Origin of the sequence: Pseudomonas amygdali (assembly GCF_002699855.1) — a bacterium.
In the GTDB taxonomy this organism is placed as follows: domain Bacteria; phylum Pseudomonadota; class Gammaproteobacteria; order Pseudomonadales; family Pseudomonadaceae; genus Aquipseudomonas; species Aquipseudomonas amygdali.
The window spans coordinates 25,811-46,220 of record NZ_LKBW01000246.1; the positions used below are offsets into that span (position 1 = coordinate 25,811).

Below are 20,410 nucleotides of genomic sequence, written 5' to 3' on the forward strand. Positions count from 1 at the left end.
TAGGAAAATGGCCAAGAAGAGCATGAAAAACCGTGAGCTGAAGCGTCAGCTCACCGTTGCCAAGTACGCCAAGAAGCGTGCAGAGCTGAAAGCTATCATCGTTGATCTGAACGCAAGTCCAGAAGCACGTTGGGAAGCGACCGTAGCCCTGCAGAAGCAACCACGTGACGCAAGCGCTGCGCGCATGCGTAACCGTTGCCGCATCACTGGTCGTCCACACGGCGTCTACCGCAAGTTCGGCCTCGGCCGTAACAAGCTGCGTGAAGCAGCAATGCGTGGCGACGTTCCAGGTCTGGTTAAAGCCAGCTGGTAAGGCGACACCTCTCGCGCCCTCCCGCCGGCTACGCAAGTCACCGGTCGGGACGGTGCCTGAATTTGAATCAAGCCCCTTTTGGGGCTTGATTCATTTCCGGGGTAGGACTAGAATTGTCGGCTCGCCTGAGCCCGTGTTTTTACTTGCCCGGAAGTTCTCGGCGATCAAGCTGTAGCCGCAAGGCTAATTATTTTGTTTTAGGAGCGTCTAGCCCATGAGTATGCAGGACCCGTTAGCGGACATGCTAACTCGTATCCGTAATGCCCAGATGGCTGAAAAGCCCGTCGTAAGCATGCCATCTTCCACGTTGAAGGTTGCTGTAGCAAAAGTCCTGAAGGACGAAGGCTATATTGCGGGTTATCAGATCAGCAGCGAAGTTAAATCCTCGCTGTCCATCGAGCTTAAGTACTTCGAAGGCCGTCCGGTCATCGAAGAGGTTAAGCGCGTCAGCCGCCCAGGCTTGCGTCAGTACAAGTCCTCCGATGATCTGCCGAAAGTTCGTGGCGGTCTTGGTGTGTCTATCGTCTCCACAAGTAAAGGTGTGATGACGGATCGTGCTGCGCGCGCTGCCGGTGTCGGTGGCGAAGTGCTTTGCACTGTGTTCTAAGGGGGGATAAGCATGTCACGCGTCGCTAAGAACCCCGTTAAGCTGCCATCCGGCGTCGAAGTCAAACTCGTCGGCCAGCTGCTTTCGGTGAAGGGTGCCAAGGGCACTCTAGAACTGAACATCCATTCGTCCGTTGAGATTGTTGAAGAAGCTGGTGAGCTGCGTTTCGCTGCTCGCAATGGCGATCAACAAACCCGCGCAATGGCAGGCACCACTCGTGCACTGGTAAACAACATGGTCCAAGGCGTGAGCCAAGGCTTCGAGCGCAAGCTCCAGCTGGTCGGTGTTGGTTACAAGGCGCAAGCAAAAGGCACGGTACTGAACCTTGCACTTGGCTTCTCGCACCCAGTGGACTACGAATTGCCGAATGGCATCACCGCTGAGACCCCCAGCCAGACCGATATCCTGATTCGCGGTATCGATAAGCAGTTGGTTGGTCAAGTGGCCGCTGAGATCCGCGACTTCCGCCGTCCTGAGCCTTACAAAGGCAAAGGTGTGCGTTACGCAGACGAAGTCGTCCGCCGTAAAGAAGCCAAGAAGAAGTAGGGCATAGCAAATGACCGTCAAAAAAGTTACCCGACTGCGTCGCGCTCGCAAAGCACGCCTGAAAATGCACGAGCTAGAAGTCGTGCGTCTCTGCGTGCACCGCTCTTCGCAGCACATTTATGCCCAGGTCATATCGGCCGACGGCAGCAAAGTCCTGGCAAGCGCCTCGACTTTGGACAATGAACTGCGTGATGGCGCCACTGGCAACATCGACGCGGCCACTAAGGTTGGCAAGCTGGTCGCCGAGCGCGCGAAAGCCGCGGGTGTATCGCAAGTCGCTTTCGACCGTTCTGGCTTCAAGTACCACGGCCGTGTCAAAGCGCTGGCTGATGCTGCTCGTGAAGGCGGGCTGGAGTTCTAAGTTATGTCAAATCACGACCAAAAACGCGACGAAGGCTACATCGAGAAGCTGGTTCAAGTTAACCGCGTGGCCAAAACCGTAAAAGGCGGCCGTATCTTCACTTTCACTGCGTTGACCGTAGTGGGTGATGGTAAAGGGCGCGTTGGCTTCGGTCGTGGCAAGTCACGTGAAGTGCCTGCTGCGATCCAGAAGGCGATGGAAGCTGCTCGTCGCAACATGATTCAGGTTGATCTGAACGGCACTACCCTGCAGTACGCAATGAAGTCTGCTCATGGCGCCTCGAAGGTGTACATGCAGCCTGCTTCTGAAGGTACCGGTATCATCGCTGGCGGCGCTATGCGCGCAGTGCTGGAAGTTGCTGGTGTCCAGAACGTATTGGCCAAGTGCTACGGTTCGACTAATCCGGTAAACGTGGTTCACGCCACTTTCAAGGGTTTGAAGGGCATGCAGTCTCCTGAGTCCATCGCTGCCAAACGTGGCAAGCGTGTTGAGGAGATCATCTGATCATGGCTACCGTTAAAGTAACGCTGATCAAAAGCATGACCGGCCGCATCCCTAATCACAGATTGTGCATTAAGGGTTTGGGTCTGCGTCGCATCGGTCACACTGTAGAAGTCCTGGATACTCCCGAAAATCGCGGGATGATCAACAAGGCTTACTACATGCTGCGAGTCGAGGGTTAATCGATGAAACTCAATGATCTGAGTCCAGCGCCGGGTTCCCGTCGCGAAAAGCATCGTCCGGGCCGTGGTATCGGTAGCGGTTTGGGCAAGACCGGTGGCCGTGGCCACAAAGGTCAAAGCTCCCGCTCCGGTGGCACTATTGCTCCGGGCTTTGAGGGCGGCCAACAGCCGCTGCATCGTCGCCTGCCAAAATTCGGTTTCGTTTCCCTGAAAGCCGTGGACCGCGCAGAAGTGCGTCTGTCCGAGCTGGCTAAAGTGGAAGGCGACATCGTAACTGTGCAGTCCCTGAAAGATGCCAACGTGATTAACCAGAACGTTCAGCGTGTGAAAATCATGCTGTCGGGCGAAGTTACTCGCGCTGTCACTATCAAGGGTATCGCCGCCACCAAAGGTGCGCGTGCGGCTATCGAAGCAGCTGGCGGCAAGTTCGAGGAATAAATGGCTAAGCAAGGTGCTCTCTCTGCGCTCGGCAAAGGCGGTATGTCTGAACTCTGGGCTCGTCTGCGTTTTCTGTTCCTGGCGATTATCGTCTACCGAATAGGCGCACACATCCCGGTTCCAGGTATTAACCCTGACCGACTCGCAGAACTGTTTCGACAGAATGAGGGGACCATTCTTAGCTTGTTCAACATGTTTTCCGGTGGCGCGCTGGAACGGATGAGCATCTTTGCGCTGGGGATCATGCCGTACATTTCGGCATCGATCATCATGCAGTTGATGACCGCCGTCAGCCCGCAACTGGAGCAGTTGAAGAAGGAAGGTGAAGCTGGCCGTCGCAAGATAAGCCAGTACACCCGCTATGGCACCGTTGTCCTGGCTCTTGTTCAAGCTATCGGCATGTCCGTTGGTCTGGCGAGTCAGGGAGTCGCGTTTTCTGGGGACCTGGGTTTCCACTTTGTCGCCGTAACTACCTTCGTGGCAGGTGCGATGTTCATGATGTGGCTGGGCGAGCAGATTACCGAGCGCGGTGTCGGCAACGGTATCTCGATGTTGATCTTCGCAGGTATCGTCGCTGGTCTTCCGAGAGCAATTGGGCAGTCTTTCGAGTCTGCGCGTCAGGGTGATATCAACATCTTCGCTCTGGTTGCTATCGGTTTGCTGGCGGTAGCGATCATCGGTTTCGTGGTGTTTATTGAGCGTGGTCAGCGTCGTATCGCTGTTCACTACGCCAAGCGTCAGCAGGGCCGCAAGGTCTTCGCTGCACAGACAAGCCACTTGCCGCTGAAAGTGAACATGGCTGGCGTTATTCCAGCCATTTTCGCGAGCAGCATTTTGCTGTTTCCGGCTTCGTTGGGGTCCTGGTTTGGTCAGTCTGAAGGTCTGGGCTGGTTGCAGGACATCTCGCAGTCGATCGCTCCTGGTCAGCCGTTGAATATTCTGCTGTTTAGTGCAGGGATTATTTTCTTCTGCTTCTTCTATACGGCGTTGATGTTCAATCCAAAAGACGTAGCGGAAAACCTGAAGAAGTCCGGTGCCTTTATTCCGGGTATTCGTCCAGGCGAGCAGTCGGCGCGCTATATTGATGGCGTTTTGACTCGCTTGACCATGTTCGGTGCTCTATATATGACGGCCGTGTGCCTGCTTCCCCAGTTTCTGGTGGTTGCGGCAAACGTACCGTTCTACCTTGGCGGGACCTCGTTGCTGATCGTGGTCGTGGTTGTGATGGACTTTATGTCGCAAGTGCAATCTCACCTCGTTTCGCACCAGTATGAATCCCTGATGAAGAAAGCCAACCTGAAGGGCTACGGTGGCAGCGGCGGTATGCTGCGCTGAAGCACCCCTAAGGTTCGAGGAGTTGGTGATGAAAGTTCGTGCATCGGTGAAAAAGCTGTGCCGTAACTGCAAGATTATTCGCCGCGAAGGTGTGGTTCGAGTAATTTGCAGCGCGGAACCACGTCATAAGCAGCGCCAAGGCTGATTGTGATTTGTGCTTAAGCCCAGCAGCTAGTGCGCTGCTGGGTTGATTATTTGTTACTACAGCGATATTATCTCGCGCCCTATTTCTTGGCTTCCGGGGCGTATGTAGCTGTCAATTGGAGTCCCACTGAATGGCCCGTATTGCAGGCGTTAACATTCCAGATAACAAGCATACTGTTATCTCGCTGACCTACATCTATGGTGTTGGTCGCACCACTGCACAGAAAATTTGTGCAACCACCGGTGTAAACCCGGCGGTGAAAATCAAAGATCTGAGCGACGAGCAGATTGAACAGCTGCGTGGCGAAGTGGCGAAGTTCACCACTGAAGGTGACCTGCGTCGCGAAATCAACATGAAAATCAAGCGCTTGATGGACCTGGGCTGCTACCGCGGTCTGCGTCATCGTCGTGGTCTTCCAGTACGCGGTCAGCGTACCAAGACCAACGCGCGTACTCGCAAAGGTCCGCGTAAGCCGATCCGCAAGTAATCGCACCAGCGCAACGACAGGAATTTAGTCATGGCAAAACCTGCTGCTCGTCCTCGTAAAAAAGTTAAAAAGACAGTGGTTGATGGCATCGCCCACATCCACGCGTCGTTTAACAACACAATCGTCACCATTACCGATCGTCAAGGTAACGCTCTTTCGTGGGCTACCTCCGGCGGTTCGGGTTTCCGTGGTTCGCGCAAGTCCACCCCGTTCGCTGCTCAAGTAGCTGCTGAGCGTGCTGGTCAAGCTGCGCTGGAGTACGGTCTGAAGAACCTCGACGTCAATGTCAAGGGTCCAGGCCCAGGTCGTGAATCCGCTGTCCGTGCATTGAACGGCTGTGGCTATAAGATCGCCAGCATCACCGACGTGACGCCAATCCCGCACAACGGGTGCCGTCCGCCGAAGAAGCGCCGCGTGTAATCCAGGAGACTGTAAGAAATGGCTCGTTACATTGGTCCAAAATGCAAACTTGCTCGTCGTGAAGGCACCGATCTCTTTCTGAAGAGCGGCGTTCGCGCTATCGAATCCAAGTGCAACATCGAAGCAGCTCCAGGTATCCACGGCCAACGCCGCGGTCGCCAGTCCGATTACGGTACTCAGCTGCGTGAAAAGCAAAAAGTCCGTCGTATCTACGGCGTTCTCGAGCGTCAGTTCAGCGGCTACTACAAAGAAGCCGCCGGCAAGAAAGGTGCAACAGGCGAGAACCTGCTGCAACTGCTCGAATGCCGTCTGGACAACGTTGTATACCGCATGGGCTTCGGCTCGACGCGTGCCGAATCCCGTCAATTGGTTTCGCACAAGTCGGTCAGCGTAAACGGCAAAACCGTTAACGTTCCTTCTTATCAGGTTCGTGCTGGCGACGTTGTTGCTATCCGCGAAAAAGCTAAGAATCAGCTGCGTATTGTCCAGGCTCTCGATCTGTGTGCCCAACGTGGCCGCGTAGAATGGGTAGAAGTAGACACTGAGAAGAAATCGGGCGTTTTCAAGAACGTTCCAGCTCGCAGTGATCTATCCGCCGACATCAACGAAAGCCTGATTGTCGAGCTCTACTCCAAGTAAGGGCTAGAAAATAGGTGCATCCATGCAGATTTCGGTAAATGAGTTCCTGACACCCCGCCATATTGATGTGCAGGTTGTCAGTCCAACCCGCGCCAAGATCACTCTCGAGCCTCTCGAGCGTGGTTTCGGATATACCCTGGGCAACGCGCTTCGCCGCATTTTGTTGTCCTCCATGCCCGGCTGTGCAGTAGTCGAGGCCGAGATTGACGGTGTACTCCATGAGTACAGCGCCATCGAAGGTGTACAGGAAGACGTCATTGAAATCCTGTTGAACCTTAAAGGTCTGGCTATCAAGCTGCACGGTCGAGACGAAGTTACGCTGACCTTGTCGAAGAAGGGTTCGGGGGTGGTTACCGCTGCCGATATTCAGCTGGATCATGATGTCGAGATCGTTAACCCCGATCACGTAATCGCTAACCTGGCGTCTAACGGCGTCTTGAACATGAAGCTCACCGTAGCTCGTGGTCGTGGTTATGAGCCGGCAGACTCGCGTCAAAGCGATGAAGACGAAAGCCGCAGCATTGGTCGCTTGCAGCTTGATTCTTCGTTCAGCCCGGTTCGCCGTATCGCATACGTGGTGGAAAACGCCCGTGTCGAGCAGCGTACTAACCTGGACAAGCTGGTTATTGATCTGGAAACCAACGGTACTCTGGACCCTGAAGAGGCTATCCGTCGCGCTGCAACCATCCTGCAACAGCAGCTGGCTGCGTTCGTGGACCTCAAAGGCGACAGCGAACCAGTGGTAATCGAACAGGAAGACGAGATCGATCCGATCCTGCTTCGTCCGGTTGACGATTTGGAACTGACCGTGCGTTCGGCCAACTGCCTTAAGGCGGAGAACATCTACTACATCGGCGATCTGATTCAGCGCACCGAAGTAGAGCTGTTGAAGACTCCGAACCTGGGCAAGAAATCCTTGACCGAGATCAAGGACGTTCTGGCTTCTCGTGGTCTCTCCCTCGGCATGCGCCTCGACAACTGGCCGCCGGCAAGTCTTAAGAAGGACGACAAGGCTACGGCCTGATCGTCGTAATCACCGAACGCGAGTTTGGTAAGGAATGAACCATGCGTCATCGTAAAAGTGGACGTCACCTGAGCCGTACCAGCTCTCACCGTAAAGCCATGTTTCAAAACATGGCGGTGTCGCTGTTCGAGCACGAGCTGATCAAAACTACCCTGCCGAAAGCCAAGGAACTGCGTCGCGTTGCCGAGCCGCTGATCACCCTGGCCAAGGAAGACAGCGTTGCTAACCGTCGTCTGGCTTTCGACCGTACTCGTTCGAAAGAAATCGTCGGCAAGCTGTTCAACGATCTGGGCAAGCGCTATGCAACCCGTCAGGGCGGCTACCTGCGTATCCTCAAGTGCGGTTTCCGCGCTGGCGACAACGCGCCAATGGCGTACGTCGAGTTGGTTGATCGTCCTGTCGGTGGTTCTGTAGAAGCCGCTGAATAAGACATCAGTTTGAACAAGAAACCGGGCCTTGCGCCCGGTTTTTTGTTGTCTGGGATTTAAAAAACCTATCGATAGTCATGGCTTAATGAATTCGACGCTGCAATAGTTTTCCACAATACTTCCTCTCAAGCCAATCAACCGGCTACACACACCAGAGGAAGACTTACATGAGTCAGAATACCCTTACGACCGCCAGCGGTGCACCAGTCGCCGACAATCAGAATTCTCGCTCGGCAGGCCCGCGTGGTCCTTTACTGCTCGATGATTTCCTCCTGATCGAAAAGCTCGCTCATTTCAACCGTGAAAATATTCCGGAGCGTCGTGTCCACGCCAAAGGATCGGGTGCTCATGGCACGTTCACCGTTACCCGTGATATCAGCCAATACAGCAGCGCCAAGCTGTTCGACACGGTCGGCAAGCAGACCCCGATTTTTCTGCGTTTCTCCACTGTAGGTGGTGAGCGTGGTTCGGCGGATACTGAACGGGATCCGCGCGGCTTTACAATCAAGTTTTACACCGAGGAAGGTAACTGGGACATCGTGGGTAACAACACGCCAGTGTTCTTTATCCGTGACCCTCTGAAATTTCCTGACTTCATCCACACGCAGAAACGTCTTCCGCAAACCAACCTGAAAAGCCCGCAAATGATGTGGGATTTCTGGTCGCATTCACCTGAAGCGCTGCACCAGGTCACTATTCTGTTCTCGGACCGAGGCATTCCGGACGGCTATCGTCACATGCACGGTTTTGGTAGCCATACGTACAGCCTTATCAGCGCAGCAGGTGAGCGTCATTGGGTAAAGTGGCACTACAAGACCCGGCAGGGCATCAAGAACCTCACGCCAGCCGAGGCTGCGCGCATTGCGGGTACTGATCCCGATTACGCCCAGCGCGATCTGTTCACTGCTATCGAGAGGGGTGACTTCCCCAAGTGGCAGGTCTGCATTCAGTTGATGAGCGAAGCCCAGGCTGCGAACCACCACGAGAACCCGTTCGACGTGACCAAGACCTGGTCGCAGAAGGAATATCCGCTGATTGAAGTAGGTGAACTGGAGCTGAACCGTAACCCGCTCAACTACTTTGCCGAGGTTGAGCAAGCAGCGTTTGGTCCCAGCAATATGGTGCCCGGGGTTGGCTTGTCACCGGACCGCATGCTGCAAGGGCGGGTGTTTGCTTACGCCGATGCACATCGCTATCGCGTAGGTACCAATCACCAGCAATTGCCGATCAATGCACCGAGAAACCCAGTGCATAGCTACCAGCGTGACGGGTCGATGGCCTTCGGTACCAATGGCGGGGCGGCTCCGAACTATGAGCCAAACAGCTATTCGGATGCGCCGAAGGAAGATCCCCGCTACGCAGAACCTGCGCTGGCTTTGAGTGGTGCCGCAGGTCGTCATGATCATCGCGTGGACGTCGATTACTACAGTCAGGCGGGCAAGTTGTTCAACCTGATGAGCGCTGATCAAAAAGCGCTGCTGATCAGTAACATTGCCGGCGCGATGGGGGGTGTTTCCAGTGACATCGTGCAGCGTCAGTTGCAGCATTTCTACAAGGCTGACCCGGCCTACGGGGAAGGCATTGCCAACGCTCTGGGTATAAAACTGGGCTGAGTCGAAGTGAGAAACAGAACCGCCCTCATTTGGGCGGTTTTTCGCTTCTTAACGGCGTAATTTCGCCACTTTTCGTCGGTTTATTGCGTTTTTCTCAGTGACCTTGCGCGGCGCTTGGGTCAAACTATCGGCTTTGAAGCAGGAGTCTGGTGCGATGCAAGGCCACCCCGAAGTAATCGATTATCTCAACACGTTGCTCACGGGCGAACTGGCGGCTCGTGAGCAATATTTCGTTCACTCACGCATGTACGAAGACTGGGGCTTTTCGAAGCTCTATGAGCGTATCAACCACGAGATGGAAGAAGAGGCACAACACGCTGATGCGCTGATGCGTCGTATCCTGATGCTTGAAGGCACGCCACGCATGCGTCCGGATGACTTGGATGTCGGCACCACAGTGCCTGAGATGCTCGCCAGCGATCTGCGTCTGGAATACAAGGTTCGTGCTGCGCTGTGCAAGGGCATCGAGCTTTGTGAGCTGCACGGTGACTACGTGACCCGTGAAATCCTGCGTGTGCAACTGGCCGATACGGAAGAAGACCACACTTATTGGCTTGAACAGCAGATGGGCTTGATCAAGTCCATTGGCCTGCAGAACTACCTGCAATCGCAGTTCTGATTCGATAGCCATAAAAAAGCTCCTGCACTTACGTGACAGGAGCTTTTTTATACCTGGGTCTGACCGAAGCCAGACCCGTTTTCGCAACGCCGGTTAAGCCCTGTCTCTGATCAACAGAGGCTTCAGGTAATGCCCGGTGTACGACTGCTCCATCTCGGCGACCTGTTCAGGTGTGCCGGTCGCAATGATCTGCCCGCCTCTTGAACCGCCTTCCGGCCCCAGGTCCACCAGCCAGTCCGCCGTCTTGATGACATCCAGGTTGTGCTCGATCACCACCACTGTGTTGCCGTGGTCGCGTAGGCGATGCAATACATCCAGCAACTGCTGAATATCCGCGAAGTGCAGGCCCGTGGTCGGCTCGTCGAGGATGTACAGCGTTTTGCCAGTGTCACGCTTGGACAGCTCACGCGACAGCTTGACCCGCTGCGCCTCGCCGCCTGACAGGGTTGTCGCCGATTGCCCCAGCTTGATATAGGAAAGTCCTACATCCATCAGGGTTTGCAGCTTGCGCGCCAGTGCAGGAACGGCGTCGAAGAACTCACGCGCTTCCTCGATGGTCATCTCCAGCACTTCGTGTACGTTCTTGCCTTTGTACTTGATCTCAAGCGTTTCGCGGTTGTAACGCTTGCTCTTACACACATCGCAGGGCACGTAGATGTCCGGCAGAAAGTGCATCTCAACCTTGATCAGCCCGTCGCCCTGGCACGCCTCGCAGCGTCCGCCCTTGACGTTGAACGAGAACCGTCCCGGACCGTAGCCCCGTGAACGCGATTCCGGTACACCGGCAAACAGTTCACGAATCGGCGTGAACAGTCCGGTATAGGTCGCTGGGTTGGAGCGCGGCGTACGACCAATAGGGCTCTGGTCAATGTCGACGACCTTGTCCAGATGCTGCAGGCCATTGATGCTGTCGTGGGCGGCCGCCTCAAGCGTCGTGGCACCGTTCAACGCCGTAGCGCTCAGCGGAAACAGTGTGTTGTTGATCAGCGTCGACTTGCCCGACCCGGAAACACCCGTCACGCAGGTCAGCAGACCAATCGGAATATCGAGATTGACGTTCTGCAGGTTGTTGCCACGCGCACCTTTGAGCGTCAGCGAGAGCTTTTTGTTACGCGGCGTTCGCTTGGCGGGTACAGCAATCTTCACACGGCCCGACAGGTACTTGCCGGTCAGTGAGTCGGGATGCGACATCACTTCGTCCGGCGTACCTTCGGCAACGATATGACCACCATGTACACCCGCGCCCGGGCCGATGTCGACCACATAGTCGGCCAGGCGAATCGCATCTTCATCGTGCTCGACCACAATCACGGTGTTGCCTATGTCGCGCAGGTGCTTGAGCGTGCCCAGCAAACGATCGTTATCGCGCTGGTGCAGGCCAATGGACGGCTCATCGAGGATGTACATCACCCCGACCAGGCCCGCACCGATCTGGCTGGCCAGGCGGATACGCTGAGCCTCACCGCCGGACAGGGTGTCCGCGCTGCGATCCAGTGTCAGGTAATCCAAGCCCACGTTGACCAGAAACTGCAGACGCTCACGGATTTCCTTGAGAATCTTGTCGGCAATTTCGCCGCGCCGTCCGGTCAGCTTGAGCGTTTCGAAGTAATGCGTGGCATCGCCAATCGGCAGATTGGTCACCGCAGGCAAGGTCTTTTCACCTACCCACACATGGCGCGCCTCACGACGCAAGCGGGTACCTCGGCAATCAGGGCAGGGCTGCGTGCCCAGAAACTTGGCCAGCTCTTCACGCACAGTCGCTGATTCGGTTTCCCGGTAGCGACGTTCCAGATTCGGCACGATGCCTTCGAACGGGTGCGCGCGCTTGACGATATCGCCGCGGTCGTTCAGATAGCGGAAGTCGACACTCTGCGAGCCGCTGCCGTTGAGCAGAACTTTCTGCATGTCGGCCGGGATTTCTTTGAACGGCACTTCCAGACTAAAACCGTAGTGCTTGGATAGCGACCCCAGCATCTGGAAGTAATAGACGTTACGCCTGTCCCAGCCTCGTATCGCGCCTTCGGCAAGCGTCAACTCGGCATTTACCAGCCGCTTGATATCAAAGAACTGCTTTACGCCCAGACCGTCGCAGGTCGGGCATGCGCCGGCCGGGTTGTTGAAGGAGAACAGCTTCGGTTCCAGCTCGCTGATCGCATGGCCACAGATCGGGCAGGCGAAGCGGGCAGAGAAAATCACTTCTTCGCCCGGTTCATCGTCCATGGGCGCGACCAGCGCAATGCCGTCGGCCAGCTTCAAGGCGGTTTCAAAGGATTCCGCCAGGCGCTGCTGCAGATCGGCGCGGACCTTGAAACGGTCCACTACCACATCAATCGAGTGCTTCTTCTGCTTGTCCAGCTTCGGCAGCTCATCCAGCTCACACAGCTTGCCGTTGACCCGCGCGCGAACAAAGCCCTGCGCGCGCAGCTCTTCAAAAACCGACAGATGTTCACCCTTGCGCTCACGGATAACCGGCGCAAGCAGCATCAACTTGCTGCCTTCGGGCTGGGTCAACACGAGATCGACCATCTGGCTGACGGTCTGCGCTTCCAGCGGGATATCGTGGTCCGGGCAGCGAGGCTGGCCGACGCGCGCATACAAAAGACGCAGGTAGTCGTAGATTTCGGTGATCGTACCCACGGTCGAGCGCGGATTATGAGAAGTAGACTTCTGCTCGATAGAAATCGCCGGCGACAGACCTTCGATCGTGTCGACGTCCGGTTTTTCCATCATCGACAGGAACTGCCGGGCGTAGGCAGACAGCGACTCGACATAACGGCGTTGCCCTTCGGCGTACAGCGTATCGAAAGCCAGTGAAGACTTGCCTGAGCCAGAGAGCCCGGTGATAACGATCAGTTTGTCGCGGGGAAGTGTCAGGTCAATATTTTTCAGGTTGTGGGTTCGTGCCCCACGTATCAGGATCTTGTCCACTGCGGCCTCGCTTGGCGGGCATAAACGACGGAGTATAAGGCTCCGAGCCATTACGCGGCAAAGCGTCGCGTATGTGCTGTACAACGATGGGACTGGTAGAATCGCCGCCGGTTCACACGAGGTTATTCCATGCACGATACCCACAGCGAGCGTATGAGTAGCGGCGAGACCCGCGCAGCAGGCGGTCTGGCCCTGGTGTTCGCGTTCCGCATGCTTGGCATGTTCATGGTTTTGCCGGTTCTGGCAACCTACGGCATGGACCTGGCGGGCGCGAGCCCTGCACTGATCGGTCTGGCGATTGGCGCTTATGGCCTGACCCAGGCAGTGCTGCAGATTCCGTTCGGGATCATTTCCGACCGTATCGGACGGCGACCGGTTATTTACCTTGGGCTGATCATTTTTGCGATTGGCAGCGTGGTGGCGGCAAATGCCGATTCGATCTGGGGAATCATCGCCGGGCGCATCCTGCAGGGTGCCGGCGCGATTTCCGCCGCGGTCATGGCCTTGCTCTCTGACCTGACCCGCGAACAGCATCGCACCAAGGCCATGGCCATGATCGGCATGACCATTGGTCTGTCGTTCGCCATCGCCATGGTGGTGGGCCCGGTGATCACCGGTATGTTTGGCCTTTCGGGATTGTTCCTGGCCACAGGCGGTATGGCCTTGCTGGGTCTTCTGATCGTCGCATTTGTGGTGCCCAAGGCCAATGGCCCGTTGATGCACCGCGAATCCGGCGTTGCCAGACAGGCCCTTGGGGCAACCTTGCGTCATCCCGACCTGCTACGCCTGGATTTGGGTATCTTTGTGTTGCACGCCATGCTCATGTCCAGCTTCGTGGCCTTGCCGCTGGCGCTGGTCGAAAAAGCCGGTTTGCCCAAGGAAGAGCACTGGTGGGTCTACCTGACCGCCTTGCTGGTTTCCTTCTTCGCGATGATCCCGTTCATCATCTATGGCGAGAAGAAACGTCAAATGAAGCGCGTTCTGCTGGGCGCCGTCACAGTTTTAATGCTGGCTGAGCTATTCTTCTGGGCATACGGCGACACGTTGCGGGCACTGGTCATCGGGACAGTGGTATTCTTCACGGCGTTCAACCTGCTGGAAGCGTCCCTGCCATCACTGATCAGCAAGGTTTCACCGGCTGGCGGAAAAGGCACGGCGATGGGAGTTTATTCAACCAGCCAGTTTCTTGGTTCGGCCGCAGGTGGGATACTGGGCGGCTGGTTGTTCCAGCACGGCGGGCTCGATGTGGTGTTCCTGGGTGGTGCAGCCATGGCCGCCGTCTGGCTCGCCTTTGCAGTGACCATGCGAGAACCGCCTTACGTGACCAGCCTACGTCTGCCGTTGTCGCCGCAGGCGCAGCGTGAAGCAGGCCTGGCAGAGCGTTTGATGTCCGTAGCAGGCGTGACAGATGCAGTGGTGGTTGCTGAAGAGGCAGCCATCTACATAAAACTCGACACAAAATTATTGGATCGCGCCTCTCTCGAAAAGCTGGTAAATCCAGCGTCAGAAGCGTGCGAAGCCTAGGAGAACGTTATGGCCCGTGGGGTTAACAAAGTCATATTGGTCGGTACATGCGGCCAGGATCCCGAAGTTCGCTACTTGCCTAACGGTAACGCCGTGACCAACCTGAGTCTGGCAACCAGCGAACAATGGACTGACAAACAGAGCGGTCAGAAAGTCGAAAAGACCGAGTGGCACCGTGTATCGATGTTCGGCAAGGTCGCCGAAATCGCTGGCGAATACCTGCGCAAGGGTTCGCAGGTGTACATCGAAGGCAAGCTGCAGACCCGCGAATGGGAAAAAGACGGCATCAAGCGTTACACCACTGAAATCGTCGTCGACATGCAGGGCACCATGCAACTGCTGGGCGGCCGTCCACAAGGCGACTCCCAACAAGGTCAGGGCGGCGGCAACTACAACCAGTCCGCACCGCGTCCACAGCAGTCGCGCCCTCAGCAATCGGCGCCGCAGCAGAACTACAACCAGCAGCCGCCACAGCGCGACTCGCGCCCGGCGCCGCAACAACAAGCGCCGCAGCCAGCTGCTGACTTTGATAGCTTTGATGATGATATTCCGTTCTGAAGTGTAGGTTCTTCAGAACAGTAAACATGTGAAGCGAAGCCATTGATTTGGCTTCGCTTTTTTATTGTTTACAGATTTTTGCGGGATAAGAGCTACATTTGTTAAGCGTTTACCTTTAGAAGGTGTAAACAAATGGCCCTCAATCCCTACGCGGTAAAGACACTCGTGTTGACTTCCGGGGAGCGCTTACCGGTGCTGATTGCACTGGCCACGGGTGCTCCCCTATTCGAGCGGTCTGTTTACGTGCTCAGCGAGATTCGGGCTACCAACAGAGCGAGCAATACGATTGGCCAAGTCTTGCGGTCGATCATGGTATTGCAGCTATTCCTCGACTCGAGTGGGATTGATATTGAGCAGCGGATCCGACAGAGCAGAGTTTTTCGTCTAAGCGAGCTCGACGAACTTGTCCGGCACTGCAAGCGGCCTGTCGCTGATCAACTGAAGCGAAATTCAATTCCTCCTTCCCAGAAATCCGTTCGAAGAATCTCCGGGGAAAGTGTGCGCCTTGTTCAACGACAACCTGCACCAACTGAGGTGGCGGGCCATACCGCAGCTAACCGTATTCGGGTCATCCGCGACTATCTTGATTGGCTGGTGAGATACCACATGGCTCGCTATCACTCGGGTGCGGCTGAGGGTGAGCGGCTTTGGAATGAATGGACGTCCTGCAAAGATGCTCTGGACGCGCGGCTGCCACGTCATAAAGGCCGGAATACCGTCGGGCAGCGGGAAGGGCTTCAGCCAAAGGTGGCGGAGCGACTTCTCAATATTACGTCGCCAACATCGCCGGAGAATCCTTGGAAAGGAGAAGGCACATGCATTCGAAACGCTCTGCTGGTGCGGTGGTTCTATGAGCTTGGCCTTCGTCGCGGCGAAGTGTTGAACGTAAAGATTCCCGACATTAACTTTCAGTCGGAGGAGCTGACGGTGGTCAGGCGAGCAGACGATCCGGAAGACCCTCGAAAGGACCAGCCACTGGTCAAGACCCGTGATCGAAAGATTCCGTTGTCCCCCGGCCTTTGCAAACTGACGTACGAATACATAACGAACACACGCCGAACCACTGAGGGCGCAAGACTTCACCCATTCCTGTTCATCGCCATGGGCACAGGTGCGCCTCTGTCGCTCAGTGCCGTAAATGCGATCTTCGCCGAACTTCGGAATGCATTTAATGGCGAGTTCGATGCTGTGACTCCGCATGTTCTTCGCCACACGTGGAATGATCGCTTCTCGGAGATAATGGACATAGCGAAGGTCTCCGAAGCCGAAGAGGAGCGCATGCGTTCGTTCTTGATGGGGTGGGCACCGACCTCGAAGACCTCTGTCAATTACACCCGTCGGCACGTCCGGCTGAAAGCTCAGCAAGTGTCTTTGGCGATGCAAACTAAGCAAGTTGAGGGTGTACTGAGTGATGACTGAAAAACCAGCGATTACCAGCCAACCGTTGGGTAGTCTGACCCTGCCACACACCGTGAAGGCGCTCAGCGGAGCAGTTTTCGATCCGAGAACCAAGCGCTGGACGTTCCATGATGGTCTCCACTCAATCAGTGTGAATTTCGAGAGGCTAAGGGAATGTGCGACAGATGAGTTAATCGCAGCTGCGAAATTTCCCTTGATGTGGTATGCCGAAAACGCGGAGGCGATGACGGTTGTAAACCTGTTTGACCATTTTAGGCGATTGCTGGAATCGATATCTGCTGCTCAGGGTCGGCCGGTCAGCATCATCGATGCGCCGCCGCTCGCTAGCTTTCGAGCTTCCCTAACAAAGGAAACCGAGTGGAAGTTGGGAGCCTTGAGCGCCTTTTTCAAGAAATGGGAGGGTTTGGGCGTCCTTGGCGTGACGAAATCTGCCGTGCACTTTCTGAAAAGTATTCGCCTCAAAGGGAACCGCAAGGGCACTGCAGTCCTGACGATGGACCCGCTCAAAGGACCGCTTACTGAAATTGAGCGCTCGGCCACGCAAGTGGCACTGAACGATGCCTTTGCCGCCAGGACGATTGCTCTGGATGACTATCTTTTGGCCTGGCTTTGTTTGCTCTTGGGACAGAGGAACATCCAATACGCAATGTTGAAGGTAGGCGATGTCAGGGAAATTACGAAGGCTGATGGGGCTACCGAGTATGTACTTCGTGTGCCTAGGGTTAAGCAGGGGCGGGCGGAGGCCCGACGGGAGCAGTTCAAGGAGCGACTGATCACCCCCAGCATCGGAAAAATGCTCATAGACTACGCGAGTAGTGTGCGCACACGATTCGGGGATGGCGACGAGTTCACCATTGGGCCATCGCAAGCGCCGCTGTTTCCCCAAAAGAAGACGACAAAAAAAGTTCGTCCAGGTTTTCAGCAACACACTTCACCTAAGGAAATCGGTAACAGAGTCAGATCGGTTTTTGAGGCTTTGCGGGTGTATTCGGAGCGAACCGGCGAGCACATCAAAATTACCTCGAAACGGCTACGACATACAGTGGCAACGTCTGCGGCAAGAGAAGGCCATGGCGAGCTGATCATCGCTGAATTGCTCGACCACAGCGACACTCAAAATGTCGGAATCTATGTAAAGGCTACGCCGGAAATCATCGAGCGGATTGATCGTGCCGTGGCGCTTCGAATGGCTCCGCTCGCCCACGCCTTTGCGGGCGCCGTCATTATTAGCGAGTCAGCGGCAACCCGTGGCGATGACCCAACGAGCCGCATTGTCGACCCCCGCTTCGACGAAACTATGAAGCCAATGGGAAACTGTGGTCGCGACGGACCGTGTGGTTTTATGGGTCACTTACGTATAAAACCAGACGAAGTTCTTTTTCCTGAGGATTAATTCTATAGATTTGTCAGGTTGTGTCGAAAAGATAGGAATTTAAGCTCGATAGTTGCCACAGTCGACAGCCTTCAGTCGCAATTAATCCTGGTCGGCTGTGCTCGATTGCAGGTCGAAGCGGATGGGGGCAGGTCGAGGCCATTTCGATTGCAGGTCGTTACAACTACGCCCCAGCAGACGAGCAATCTCTCGCTGACTGAGATCTCGGTATTGTCCGATTTGAATGGCGACGCGTTCTTCTATGCTGAGTTCGGTATAAGACATTGCCGCACCTTACCTGAGGTAGGGGTGTTGCACTCAGTTTTTGCGGCCGCCTTTCCTTTTGAGTAGAAAACTATAATTCAATTACCGGGTTTTAGTGGTATCTCATTGGCATGAAATGCGGTATGTGATAGTTTAAATCTGAACGGTTTTTGCTAAAACCTTTGGCTTTAAGGATAATCCAATGTGGAACTTTAACAACTGGAGCAACAATCTAGATGCATACCGGAGACTCCAAGAGGCGCAAATCGGGACTGAAGAACTCCCTCCACTCGATAGCACTTTGACAGTTCATGCCGAGGGTATAGAGTCACAGGACCGGCAGAAAAGTCATCGGCACCTCATTCAGCAAGAAGAATACCGCGGCCGACATCTAGTTGAACAAGCAGAAATACAGGCTTATGCTCAGCACGTGCATTCAAAAACGCCAGAGATAATAGCAGGGATGCATTCTGTTCCCGAACACCTTGAAAATATATCGTTTAGAAATGGCGGCAGAAAAAATCCATATCCGGAGGATGAGGAACTCATCGCAAGGTTTCATATAAGCGCCGACGCTGGTGAGAGTAACGAGAACACCGTGCTAATTTACAAAAAAACCCTGACTAAGTTTAGCACTTGGCTCAGGATGGCCGGCAAGCCTGGTTTGCATGCCCGGCTGTTTGATGATGGACTAGCGGAGGACCTAAAAGAATTTGTAGCGCGGACGCAAAAATGGCATTTTCCATTAACGGTATTGAACTATCTTAGGGAGTCGGTCACTAACAAAAGTGGAGCGGTGACTATCCAGGGCTTCGATCGGGAGTCTATTCAAATTACAAATGAAGATGAATGGCTAATCAGTGAGGCTTTTCCCGAAGATGATGTGACCTCTAAAGGTTACTTAGATCACTTGAAACGCTTTAGCACATGGCTCGGTGAAAGGGGCGAACAAGGGTTGTGCGAAGAGGATAGCCTGCACTCGGGCCATTTGACAGCCCTGGCTAGAATGTACACCAAAGAAGCAACGGGCCGTGACAAGCTGGTTCCGGCACTGAAGCATCTGCGACACTTTGACCTTACAGGAGTTAAGGTGTATGCCGTCAAGAGAAACACCCGTGTGCTTCCAGAGGCCGATCGGCTACTCAGTGAGCGATTTGCAGTTTGGTTGAGAAAGCAGGGATATGGCGGGAAGGTTAACCGTCGCGGTAAAGAAGATGGCGCCTCCGTGCAGGCAAGCTCATTGCGTTCGTTTAGTGCTTGGCTGCAACAGGAAAGGCACGCGCCGATATCCTTGGCGTCCCGTCTTCAAAACAGGGACGAAGGCTTGGATATCGAATTGGATCTCTATACGCATGCAAAGAGCGCGAGCTTTGCCAGGACTATGAGAACAACACTACGTCGAGCTCGGCAAATGGTGGCCGACTCCCAGACTGATTCCATCCACCATGTCTCCGGCTTTACCGGCTTCAGCCAATTGAGCCTGCATCCGTCTTGGCTTGAAAGCCAAGGTGGAGCGGAGCCATCCGCTTCGGGGGGGATCCGTAAACCAGTACCCTGATTCACCAGCGAAATCCTCCTATTCTTCAATGTTTCCGCCCACACCTTTGAGTGGTTGGCCCCTGGTACCTCAAGACTCGTGGTCAGCCCAACTTGAGCACTCATCTGTTACGTTGCCAAATTCAGATTGGTCAGGTTGGGGCTGGGATCCAGATACGCCGCAGGCAATAACCGGGCCTTTACAGCAGCCTGATACAGAAATGTCGGACTCTATATTTGGCGATCTTTCTTCAATCAATTCCTTATCTTACCAGGACGTCACAGGTCCCTCTCAACAGCATGAAGTTTTAGATGTGGACAGTTCATCGTCTAGGGCTACCATTGACATTATCCAACGTTTGGCTAACGATCCTTGGCTTTGGGACAGTGACATCGTTAGATACACTAGATACGTTGAGGCAGAATTGCAAGGTCACCCTCTGGCGGCTCTACTGAATTTCGTTGATCCTCAACAAGTTCGACTTTTGGTAGAAGGAGACCAACGGCTACGCAATGAAGTTCTTCCTCATCTCACAGGCCGCAATACGCCACCGATTCTGCTAATGCCTGTAAATAATAATAATCAGCACTGGTCGCTGCTTTGCGTCAATAGACAAACAGGACAAGCCTTTCACTATGACTCAATGGTTTCCCCCGAGACAGCCCATCTCGCCACTAATACATCTCAGTACTTCTTGGCAAGACGAATAGCAATGAGTATGGGTGTAGCAAATGCCCCAATGGGCATGCCGATTGCTCGGCAGAGAGACACATACTCGTGCGCTGACCATGTTCTCACTGGAATTGAGGCATTAGCGCGCAGGACGGTTAGCGGCCAGATATTTCAACCTGAAGGTATGGACCTCAAAGGAGTTAGACCAAATCGGGATCATGTCGTCGAGATATTGAAACGAACCGAATAGTGCGCTGTGGAGGAAGATTTCGACCATTACGACGACTGAAATCAGCTTAAAGTACTTTAAAATCCGTTTTCTCAGGCGTCCCCTTGTATGCTCCCGGTTTTACGTTGAGTTCCAACGCGGACGATTGACCTAGGGTTTGTCTGAAAAGTCGCCTTGGTTAAAATGATGTCCTCTGGTTGCCAAGAGGGCCATCATGACTGACCGTTATGAAATTTCATCTGATCGTTG

General features: G+C 54.7%; 23 protein-coding genes and 1 pseudogene. 22 read left to right on the forward strand and 2 right to left on the reverse strand.

Annotated elements, in window-relative coordinates; translation table 11 throughout:
* The first annotated feature begins 7 nt into the window (after positions 1-7).
* The 16 genes from rpsN (at position 8) to bfr (ending at position 9,658) form a co-directional block, all read left to right on the forward strand.
* A complete protein-coding gene (rpsN, locus tag AO277_RS15595; protein WP_002555476.1) occupies positions 8-313 on the forward strand; it encodes a 30S ribosomal protein S14 in 306 nt (101 codons plus the stop codon).
* A gap of 214 nt (positions 314-527) precedes the next feature.
* Positions 528-920 (forward strand): 30S ribosomal protein S8, encoded by a 393-nt coding sequence (gene rpsH / locus AO277_RS15600; RefSeq protein ID WP_002555475.1) that lies wholly within the window; start codon positions 528-530, stop codon positions 918-920.
* A 12-nt stretch (positions 921-932) separates the two neighbouring features.
* Positions 933-1,466 (forward strand): 50S ribosomal protein L6, encoded by a 534-nt coding sequence (gene rplF / locus AO277_RS15605; protein ID WP_002555474.1) that lies wholly within the window; start codon positions 933-935, stop codon positions 1,464-1,466.
* Between the two features lie 10 nt (positions 1,467-1,476).
* Positions 1,477-1,827 (forward strand): 50S ribosomal protein L18, encoded by a 351-nt coding sequence (rplR, locus tag AO277_RS15610; RefSeq protein ID WP_044317523.1) that lies wholly within the window; start codon positions 1,477-1,479, stop codon positions 1,825-1,827.
* Between the two features lie 3 nt (positions 1,828-1,830).
* The gene (gene rpsE, locus AO277_RS15615; RefSeq protein WP_003317099.1) at positions 1,831-2,331 is read left to right on the forward strand and encodes a 30S ribosomal protein S5; all 501 of its coding nucleotides are present in this window, start codon (positions 1,831-1,833) and stop codon (positions 2,329-2,331) included.
* Positions 2,332-2,333: 2 nt separating this feature from the next.
* The gene (rpmD, locus tag AO277_RS15620) at positions 2,334-2,510 is read left to right on the forward strand and encodes a 50S ribosomal protein L30 (RefSeq protein ID WP_002555471.1); all 177 of its coding nucleotides are present in this window, start codon (positions 2,334-2,336) and stop codon (positions 2,508-2,510) included.
* A 3-nt stretch (positions 2,511-2,513) separates the two neighbouring features.
* On the forward strand, positions 2,514-2,948 hold the full coding sequence (gene rplO, locus AO277_RS15625; protein ID WP_044317522.1) for a 50S ribosomal protein L15: 435 nt from the start codon (positions 2,514-2,516) through the stop codon (positions 2,946-2,948).
* Positions 2,949-4,283 carry a preprotein translocase subunit SecY gene (gene secY, locus AO277_RS15630; RefSeq protein ID WP_002555469.1) on the forward strand — a complete coding sequence of 445 codons (1,335 nt, stop codon included), beginning with the start codon at positions 2,949-2,951 and terminating at the stop codon, positions 4,281-4,283.
* Positions 4,284-4,311: 28 nt separating this feature from the next.
* Positions 4,312-4,428, forward strand: a complete 117-nt coding sequence (gene rpmJ, locus AO277_RS15635; RefSeq protein WP_002555468.1) for a 50S ribosomal protein L36 — start codon at positions 4,312-4,314, stop codon at positions 4,426-4,428.
* 130 nt (positions 4,429-4,558) lie between these two features.
* Positions 4,559-4,915, forward strand: a complete 357-nt coding sequence (gene rpsM / locus AO277_RS15640; protein WP_002555467.1) for a 30S ribosomal protein S13 — start codon at positions 4,559-4,561, stop codon at positions 4,913-4,915.
* Between the two features lie 30 nt (positions 4,916-4,945).
* Positions 4,946-5,335, forward strand: a complete 390-nt coding sequence (gene rpsK, locus AO277_RS15645) for a 30S ribosomal protein S11 (protein ID WP_002555466.1) — start codon at positions 4,946-4,948, stop codon at positions 5,333-5,335.
* An 18-nt stretch (positions 5,336-5,353) separates the two neighbouring features.
* Positions 5,354-5,974: a 30S ribosomal protein S4 gene (gene rpsD, locus AO277_RS15650; RefSeq protein WP_002555465.1), complete on the forward strand. Its 621-nt coding sequence runs from the start codon at positions 5,354-5,356 to the stop codon at positions 5,972-5,974.
* A 22-nt stretch (positions 5,975-5,996) separates the two neighbouring features.
* The gene (locus AO277_RS15655) at positions 5,997-6,998 is read left to right on the forward strand and encodes a DNA-directed RNA polymerase subunit alpha (RefSeq protein WP_044317521.1); all 1,002 of its coding nucleotides are present in this window, start codon (positions 5,997-5,999) and stop codon (positions 6,996-6,998) included.
* Between the two features lie 41 nt (positions 6,999-7,039).
* The gene (rplQ, locus tag AO277_RS15660; protein ID WP_002555463.1) at positions 7,040-7,426 is read left to right on the forward strand and encodes a 50S ribosomal protein L17; all 387 of its coding nucleotides are present in this window, start codon (positions 7,040-7,042) and stop codon (positions 7,424-7,426) included.
* A 167-nt stretch (positions 7,427-7,593) separates the two neighbouring features.
* The gene (locus AO277_RS15665) at positions 7,594-9,039 is read left to right on the forward strand and encodes a catalase (protein ID WP_044317520.1); all 1,446 of its coding nucleotides are present in this window, start codon (positions 7,594-7,596) and stop codon (positions 9,037-9,039) included.
* 154 nt (positions 9,040-9,193) lie between these two features.
* Positions 9,194-9,658: a bacterioferritin gene (gene bfr, locus AO277_RS15670; RefSeq protein ID WP_044317519.1), complete on the forward strand. Its 465-nt coding sequence runs from the start codon at positions 9,194-9,196 to the stop codon at positions 9,656-9,658.
* 93 nt (positions 9,659-9,751) lie between these two features.
* On the opposite strand, the gene uvrA is transcribed toward bfr, so the two are convergent.
* Entirely contained in the window at positions 9,752-12,586 is a 2,835-nt protein-coding gene (gene uvrA, locus AO277_RS15675) for an excinuclease ABC subunit UvrA (protein WP_002555460.1), read from the reverse strand.
* Positions 12,587-12,715: 129 nt separating this feature from the next.
* Between uvrA and AO277_RS15680 the strand changes: the two genes are divergently transcribed.
* The 4 genes from AO277_RS15680 (at position 12,716) to AO277_RS15695 (ending at position 17,480) form a co-directional block, all read left to right on the forward strand.
* Complete coding sequence (locus AO277_RS15680; protein WP_002555459.1) at positions 12,716-14,110, forward strand: MFS transporter; 1,395 nt, start codon at positions 12,716-12,718, stop codon at positions 14,108-14,110.
* A 9-nt stretch (positions 14,111-14,119) separates the two neighbouring features.
* Positions 14,120-14,668: a single-stranded DNA-binding protein gene (locus AO277_RS15685; RefSeq protein ID WP_044317518.1), complete on the forward strand. Its 549-nt coding sequence runs from the start codon at positions 14,120-14,122 to the stop codon at positions 14,666-14,668.
* A 132-nt stretch (positions 14,669-14,800) separates the two neighbouring features.
* Complete coding sequence (locus AO277_RS15690) at positions 14,801-16,087, forward strand: tyrosine-type recombinase/integrase (RefSeq protein WP_044317517.1); 1,287 nt, start codon at positions 14,801-14,803, stop codon at positions 16,085-16,087.
* Entirely contained in the window at positions 16,080-17,480 is a 1,401-nt protein-coding gene (locus AO277_RS15695) for a site-specific integrase (RefSeq protein ID WP_044317516.1), read from the forward strand. Before AO277_RS15690 ends, AO277_RS15695 begins: the two co-directional genes overlap by 8 nt.
* Positions 17,481-17,642: 162 nt before the next feature.
* On the opposite strand, the pseudogene AO277_RS15705 reads toward AO277_RS15695, so the two are convergent.
* Positions 17,643-17,744 (reverse strand): annotated as a pseudogene (locus AO277_RS15705) (helix-turn-helix domain-containing protein); the annotation flags it as partial.
* Between the two features lie 181 nt (positions 17,745-17,925).
* Between AO277_RS15705 and AO277_RS29185 the strand changes: the two are divergent.
* Both AO277_RS29185 and AO277_RS29190 read left to right on the forward strand, forming a co-directional pair.
* Entirely contained in the window at positions 17,926-19,281 is a 1,356-nt protein-coding gene (locus tag AO277_RS29185; protein ID WP_257214235.1) for a hypothetical protein, read from the forward strand.
* Between the two features lie 541 nt (positions 19,282-19,822).
* Positions 19,823-20,182: a Ulp1 family isopeptidase gene (locus AO277_RS29190; RefSeq protein WP_236691321.1), complete on the forward strand. Its 360-nt coding sequence runs from the start codon at positions 19,823-19,825 to the stop codon at positions 20,180-20,182.
* The last annotated feature ends 228 nt before the right edge of the window (positions 20,183-20,410 follow it).